Source organism: Deltaproteobacteria bacterium, assembly GCA_011375175.1.
Classification (GTDB): domain Bacteria; phylum Desulfobacterota; class GWC2-55-46; order GWC2-55-46; family DRME01; genus DRME01.
This window is the reverse complement of record DRME01000008.1, coordinates 1-6,113: the sequence shown is the minus strand read 5'-3', so window position 1 is coordinate 6,113 and position 6,113 is coordinate 1. Positions and strand designations below refer to the sequence as shown.

General features: G+C 64.8%; 6 protein-coding genes. All 6 read right to left on the bottom strand.

What is annotated here, in order from left to right; all coding sequences use genetic code 11:
- Nucleotides 1–1,627 (bottom strand): dihydroxy-acid dehydratase (ilvD, locus tag ENJ37_00600; GenBank protein HHL38983.1); only part of this gene is annotated, 1,627 nt, incomplete at its 3' end.
- A 204-nt stretch (nt 1,628–1,831) separates the two neighbouring features.
- Nucleotides 1,832–2,059, bottom strand: a complete 228-nt coding sequence (locus ENJ37_00595) for a DUF465 domain-containing protein (protein ID HHL38982.1) — start codon at nt 2,057–2,059, stop codon at nt 1,832–1,834.
- Nucleotides 2,060–2,443: 384 nt separating this feature from the next.
- Nucleotides 2,444–3,184 carry a tRNA (adenosine(37)-N6)-threonylcarbamoyltransferase complex dimerization subunit type 1 TsaB gene (gene tsaB, locus ENJ37_00590; protein ID HHL38981.1) on the bottom strand — a complete coding sequence of 247 codons (741 nt, stop codon included), beginning with the start codon at nt 3,182–3,184 and terminating at the stop codon, nt 2,444–2,446.
- The gene (gene rseP, locus ENJ37_00585; protein ID HHL38980.1) at nt 3,181–4,482 is read right to left on the bottom strand and encodes an RIP metalloprotease RseP; all 1,302 of its coding nucleotides are present in this window, start codon (nt 4,480–4,482) and stop codon (nt 3,181–3,183) included. The genes tsaB and rseP overlap by 4 nt, the downstream gene beginning before the upstream one ends.
- Before the next feature lie 40 nt (nt 4,483–4,522).
- Nucleotides 4,523–5,257, bottom strand: a complete 735-nt coding sequence (locus ENJ37_00580; GenBank protein HHL38979.1) for a restriction endonuclease — start codon at nt 5,255–5,257, stop codon at nt 4,523–4,525.
- Nucleotides 5,258–5,263: 6 nt separating this feature from the next.
- Entirely contained in the window at nt 5,264–6,058 is a 795-nt protein-coding gene (locus ENJ37_00575) for a site-specific DNA-methyltransferase (GenBank protein ID HHL38978.1), read from the bottom strand.
- Nucleotides 6,059–6,113 lie beyond the last annotated feature (55 nt).

Below are 6,113 nucleotides of genomic sequence, written 5' to 3'. Positions count from 1 at the left end.
CCGACGTGACGGCGTCGGCGTAGCGGGCGAGCCATCCGGTCCTTATCTTGGGCTCCGGGGGGCGCCAGCGGGCGCGCCTGCGCGCAAGTTCCTCGTCCGGTACCCCGAGCTCGATGGAGCGGGCCGGTATGTCGAGCTCTATGGGGTCGCCCTCCTCGACAAGTCCGATGGGTCCGCCCTCCATGGCCTCGGGCGAGACGTGGCCCACGCAGGGCCCGCGCGTGCCGCCCGAGAACCTGCCGTCCGTTACGAGCGCCACCGACTCGCCGAGCCCCATGCCCATGAGCGTGGCCGTGGGCGCCAGCATCTCGCGCATGCCCGGTCCCCCCTTGGGGCCCTCGTAACGGATGACCACCACGTCGCCGGGCTTTATGCGCCCCTTTAGTATGGCCTCCATGGCCTGTTCCTCCGAGTCGAAGACCCTTGCCCGGCCGGCAAAGCGCATCATCCCCTCGCTCACGCCCGACTGCTTGACCACCGCCCCGAGCGGGGCGATGTTGCCCTTGAGAACCGCAATGCCGCCCTCCTCGTGGTACGGCGCGTCGAGCGGGCGGATGACCTCGTCGTCTATGTATTCCACGGCCTTGAGGATCGTCCTCACGCGCCTGCCGGAGACCGTGGGGTTGTCCCTTATGAGCGGGCCGAGCCGCTTCATGACGGCCGCAATGCCGCCGGCCCAGTGGAGGTCCTCCATGTAGTGGTCTCCCACGGGCTCTATGGAGCATATGTGTGGAGTCGTCCTTGCCAGCTCGTCGAAGCGCTCCAGCGGGAGCCTCACGCCCGCCTCGTGGGCCACGGCCAGGAGATGGAGCACCGTGTTCGTCGAGCCTCCGAGCGCGAGGTCCACCCTCACGGCGTTCTCGAAGGCCGCCCGCGTCATGATCCTGCGCGGCGTCACGTCCTTTCTCACGAGCTCCACTATGCGCTCGCCGCTCTCGAAGGCCATCCTGCGCTTCTCGGCCATCTGGGCCGGAGAGGTGCCGCAGCCCGGAAGGCTCATGCCCATGGCCTCGGTGAGCGAGTTCATGGTGTTGGCCGTATAAAGGCCCTGGCAGCTCCCCGCTCCGGGACAGGCGCCGAGCTCGCAGGCGTCGAGCTCCTTTTTGTCTATCTCGCCCTTGCGGAACCGGCCCATGGCCTCGAAGGTGTTGCGTATGAAGGAGAGACGCCTGCCCCGGTAACGGCCCGTCATCATGGGTCCGGCGGTGACGACTATCGCCGGGATGTCGAGCCTCGCGGCGGCCATGAGCATGCCGGGCGTGATCTTGTCGCAGTTTGTGAGGAGCACGAGGCCGTCGAAGGCGTGGGCCTGCGCAACACTCTCTATCATGTCGGCGATGAGCTCGCGGGTGGGCAGGGAGTAGTGCATGCCCCTGTGACCCATGGCGATGCCGTCGCAGACGCCGGGCAACCCGAAGAGCATGGGGTATCCGCCGCCCGCATGGACGCCCTTTTCTATGAACCTCTCGAGGTCCCTCATCCCTATGTGGCCCGGGATGAGGTCGGTGAAGCTCGAGGCCACACCGATAAAGGGCTTTTGCATCTCGCCCTTGGGTATGCCCGTGGCATAAAGGAGCGCCCTGTGCGGCACCCTCTCCGGACCTCGTTTTATCCTGTCGCTTCGCATATGTAGGGACTCCAGCAAGTCTTTTTCCCGTCCGGGCGGACGGAGGCGGGCGCAACGGCGTTGCGGCCCGCGCGCTTGGACGCCCCCGGAGCCGCTTCCCGCGGCGCGGTCACGGCAGTGGCCGGCCGGGCAGGGGCGCGATGATCGATCAATAACTCGTCCTGTGAAACGGCCGGAGGGGTGTCGGCGCGGTATCGGCGGATTTCAGGCCCTGGCCTTGTACTCGGAGAGCATCTGCTCCATCCTGTCCTTCATGGCCAGCTTGAGCTTCTTGAGCCTGTTCTTTTCCATCTCCTCGTCGGCGCTGAGAAAATGTTTCTTCTCCAGCTCGGCTATCTTCCTGTCGTAGTTTCTGTGGGCCTCGTAGGCCTCCTTGAACCGCGTATTCTCGCCAAGGAGCTTTTCTACATTCTCATCGTCATCGAATGGCATAGAAAGCCCTCCTTTCCACGTACTTATCCCTTCACGGGGCAGGCGCCGCCCTCCTTGCGTCGAATAGTCCAGCGTAGATATTAACCCAAGGCCGCAGGGGCTGTCAACCGCACTGTTGACCGATACCGGGGGAAACCAACTCGCGTCAAAGATTCTGGAGGGAGACCGGGACGACGGCGGCTCGCAGAGCGGACTATCCCCCTTGCCGCCCGCCTTCGGCCGCGGCGGCCGGCTGGTCGGGCCGCAAAGGCGTAACACCCCCGCCTGGCGCGGGCCGACCCGCCGGCCGCCGCGGCCATGAAGCAGACCGGGCGGGCCGGGGGCGGGCCGCTGCCTCCATTCAGAGAGCCCCGGCCGCCTTCACGAAAAAAGACAGCCGCAACGTCAGCGGCCTTTACCGCCGTCCGCCTTGAGCTCCGCCTCTGATCTGCGCTTGTAGCGCGGTCGTATGTCGGCCGGGTCCGAGGGCCTGAGCCCGTCGGCGAGGGCGGCGAGCGCCAGGGCGGCGACGGCCGACCCCCTCACAAGCCAGAGGTCCTCGGAAGCCCGCCGGCAGCGCGGCACCTTCCGGGCGAGCATATCGCCGTAGAGGACGAGGCCGTCGCCGAGCAGCACCACCTCTCCGTCGAGGGCGGCGAGCTCGTCGGCCAGTGCTTCGGGCCTTGCGGCGCCGTCGTCGATTACGCGCTCCATGCGCCCGCCAGCGGGCCTGTAGACGCCGCGGTAGACCTCTTTTTTCCTCGCGTCGAAGAGGGGACAGACAAAGACGCCGCGACCGGAGCCGGCGAGGTTCATGGCGAGGGCCTCGAGGCTCGACACCCCCATCACCGGCCTTCCGAGCGTCCAGGCAAGGCCCTTGACGGTCGAGACCCCTATGCGGAGGCCGGTGAACGAGCCCGGTCCGAGCCCCAGGGCGAAGAGGTCGATGTCGGCAGGCCCCATGCCCGCGCCCTCGATGGTCGACTTCACGGCCGGCAGAAGCCAGGCGGCGTGGCCGCCCACGTCCCGTTCACAGACCTCGGCCACCAGCCGGCCGTCCTCCACGACGGCCACCGACCCCGAGGCCGTCGAGGTGTCCACGGCGAGGACCCTGAGCGAAGGCGCCACGGCGGTGCCCACCCTCAGCCGAAGAGCCTCAGCACGTCGTTGTAGCTCACCAGCACCATGAGCGTTATGAGCAGCGCAAGGCCCACCTGCTGGGCTATGCCCACGACCCGCTCGCTCAGCGGCCTGCCCCTGGCCGCCTCGACGACGAGGAAGACGAGGTGTCCGCCGTCGAGCACCGGTATGGGGAAGAGGTTTATTATGCCGAGCTGGAGGCTCAGGAAGGCCATGAGGCTGAGCAGGTCGGTCACCCCCGACTCGGCCGCCTGGCCCGCGGCCTGGGCTATCATGATGGGGCCGCCGAGGGTCTTGAGCGAGTAGTCGCCCACGACAAGCCCCTTGATGACCACGAAGAGCTGCACCGTCATCTTGACGCCGGCGGCCATGCCGTGCCTGACGGCGCCGATGAGGCCGTAGCTCTTGTGCACCGTCTCCTCGCTTCGGGAGATGCCGATGAGGTATACGCCCATCTCCTCGTTGAAGCGCGGCGTTATCTCGACGGTGAAACTCTCCGAGCCGCGCACTATGCGCAGTTCGAGGGGCCCGTCGCTGTTGTGGATGAGGCCCTCGAGCTCGGCCCAGTGGGTTATCTCCCTGCCCTCGATGGCGGCGATCCTGTCGCCCGGCTCAAGCCCCGCCGCCTCGGCCGGGTAGCCCGGCGACACCCGTCCTATGACGGGCTCCATGGGCGGAAGGAGCCCGGCCACGCCGCCTCCCGTGCTCTGCGAGGCCTGCGGGGTGAGCACCGTGGTGAACGTCTCGCCGTCGCGGCGCACCTCGACCTCCAGGGGCTTGTCGGGGTTCATGACGAGAGCGGTGGCGAGTTCCTCCCAGCTTCGTATGGGCCTGCCGTCGACGGCGGTGACGACATCGCCCTTTTTAATGCCGGCGGCCCCGGCCGCCCCGTCCTCGGCCACGTAGCCTATGACGGCCTCGCCCTCGAGGTAGGCCGGCACCTCTATGCCGATCATGTAGATGAGGGGCAGAAGGAGGGCGGCGAGGACCAGGTTCATGACCGAGCCGGCGGCCACGATGGCGGCCCGCGTCCTCACGGGCTTGCGGTTGAAGGACTTGTCGAGCTCGGCGGGCTCCACCTCGTCGTCGAGGTGCTCGCCCACCATCTTGACGTAGCCGCCCAGCGGCAGGAGCGACACCCTGTACTCCGTCTCGCCGCGGCGGAACCACAGGACCTTCGGTCCGAAGCCGAGCGAGAACCTCTCGACACCGACCCCCGAGAGCTTGGCCACCACGAAGTGGCCGAGCTCGTGTATGAATATGAGCGCGCCGAGCACTATTATGAACGATACCAGTGTGGTCATGTGAAGCGCTTCTCCATCCCTGTAGTTTGGCCGGCCGCCTTCAAGGCCTGCGCCCGAGCCTCCTGGCGTATGCCATGGCTTTACCCATAATGGACGTTGCGAACCGCTCGAAGCTCAACTCCTCCGACGGTTCCCTGTACTCTCCGCTCAGCCCTTTTTCCCTATCCGACATCATGAAGCATGCGGCGTCATAAAGACGCTCCCTGACGAGCCTTTCGCAGAATATGCGATACCTGTCGGCATAGGAGGCGTTATAAAACTCTCTTAACACCTTGAAATGCGGCTCCCTTACCCCTACGGCCGAAGTGGAGCGGCTTTCCTCCTCCAGGAGCATGAAGTAGCCGAGCCACGGCGGGGCCGACGGGCGAAGGCCCCCTTTCTCGTAGGCCTTCCATAGATCCGCAGCGCTACCCACCGCCTCTTCCACCCTGTTGTTGAAGTTGTTTCCGTAGGAAGGTCCCGCCTGGGACTTGAACTCGATTGTCGCTATGAGGCTGCCGTTATGTACGACCACCAGATCCCACTCCTTGGAAGGCCTGTAGTAGCCAGGGAGGACCGTCCGCCTGCAGTGCACAGCCGCCTCGGGAAGCCCGCTTTCAACAAGCAAGTCCCTCATAAGTGATATAAAGCCGTCAATTTGAGCGCCGCCGGTCACCGCCCCTCGGTTGCCGTAATCACGCCTGCCGCTCCTGCTCCCCTGCATGCGTCTCTGCCTGCTCCTCGTGGTCCAGTAGTGCCTTATCGCTTCTCTCAGCCGTTCTTCGATATCGACCATGGCCTGCTACACTTCACAAATTAGCGATGAGCGGGCGAAGAGGCCGTGCGTCTCCGCAAGAAAGCGTTTTCTGGCCATTTCAAAGTAGTGGGCGTCCACCTCTACGCCGATGCTGTTGCGACCCCACATCGCCGCAGCCACATTAGTAGTCCCGGTGCCCATGAACGGATCGAGCACCGTATCTCCCACGAAGCTGAACATCCTGACGAGGCGCTGAGCAAGCTCCAGCGGATAGGGCGCAGGATGCCGCTTCGTCGACGCGCCGGTAAGTCCGGTCCATATCTGGCGGAACCACTGGCGGTGCTTCGACTCCGGAATGACGCTCAGAAGTCGGGCCACCGCATCGGGTTTGCGATAACCTCCGGGCTTGCGCTCCATGAGTATGAACTCGATATCGTTCTTGATGACGGCATTGGGCTCATAGGGCTTGCCGAGAAACCCTCCCGAAGCGCCCTCCACTTCATACCTGGCATTGGCTATCTTGTGCCATATGATGGGCGCAAGATTGTTGAAGCCCATATGCCTGCAACGCTCCTGGATGGAGGCGTGAAGCGGCATGACAAGATGTCCACCGTCGTTTTTCCGCCGAGAGAGGCAAACGTCGCCAACCACGCATATGAGGCGGCCACCCGGCACGAGGGCGTCGTAACACCGCCGCCACACCTTGTCAAGTTCCTGGAGAAAGAGTTCATAATCCTCAATAAAACCCATCTGTCCCTCTGAGCGCCTGTACTCCTTTAGCGTCCAATAGGGAGGAGAGGTCACAACGAGGTGTACGCTGCGGGGCTCAAGGAAACTCATCTCTCGCGCGTCGCAGTTCACAAACCTGTGCTCCGAGGGGAGTCTCTTGACAAAT

What these genes read in the sequence shown, in the direction of transcription:
- ENJ37_00595 (HHL38982.1), bottom strand. Translation starts at nt 2,059, where the DNA reads ATGCCATTCGATGACGATGAGAATGTAGAAAAGCTCCTTGGCGAGAAT.
- ENJ37_00580 (HHL38979.1), bottom strand. Translation starts at nt 5,257, where the DNA reads ATGGTCGATATCGAAGAACGGCTGAGAGAAGCGATAAGGCACTACTGG.
- ENJ37_00575 (HHL38978.1), bottom strand. Translation starts at nt 6,058, where the DNA reads ATGAGTTTCCTTGAGCCCCGCAGCGTACACCTCGTTGTGACCTCTCCT.
- rseP (HHL38980.1), bottom strand. Translation starts at nt 4,482, where the DNA reads ATGACCACACTGGTATCGTTCATAATAGTGCTCGGCGCGCTCATATTC.